Source organism: Photorhabdus sp. RM71S (assembly GCF_042879355.1).
GTDB lineage: Bacteria > Pseudomonadota > Gammaproteobacteria > Enterobacterales > Enterobacteriaceae > Photorhabdus > Photorhabdus kayaii.
Genome location: NZ_JBHFKV010000195.1, coordinates 1 through 487, shown reverse-complemented (window position 1 = coordinate 487; position 487 = coordinate 1). Strand labels below are relative to the sequence as shown.

General features: G+C 48.0%; 1 protein-coding gene. It reads left to right on the top strand.

Annotation, left to right across the window (positions count from 1 at the left end):
- Nucleotides 1-374 (top strand): hypothetical protein (locus ACGF5R_RS24475; RefSeq protein WP_387693242.1); only part of this gene is annotated, 374 nt, incomplete at its 5' end.
- Nucleotides 375-487 lie beyond the last annotated feature (113 nt).

The following is a 487-nucleotide window of genomic DNA, read 5'->3' as shown; positions in this document are numbered from 1 at the left end:
AAAATAAACAGCAAGAAACTGAAAACGAACTGGGCGGCTTGCCGCCTGAATTAATGGTTGACGGCCAGGAGTCAGCTTCTCAGATAGAAACGGTGGAAGAAGATCCCACTGTTCCCGATACAGATAAGCAAAATGATGATGATCAGGGTGAGGATGAGGCAATCGTTGTTGTTGTGCTGAAAGGCCAAACAGTTAAGCATAACAGCAAAGAATACAAAGAGTTCGTGCAACTCACTCTAAGCCGGGAAGATGCAGATCGCTTGATTGAGCTGGGGGTTGTTGCTGACGTTAACAAGCTGAGAAAACAAGCGCTTACTCAACATGGCCCGACTGTCACAGTCAGTGACGGCGTTAAAATCAGTCACGAGGCTTGATGATGGGGATCAATTGGGACCAGCATTTATTAGCGCCGCTGCATGATGTGTTTGGGGACCCGGTTGAATACCGTCCAGCAAGCGGCGCTCATTACACTATCAGCGGCATCTTT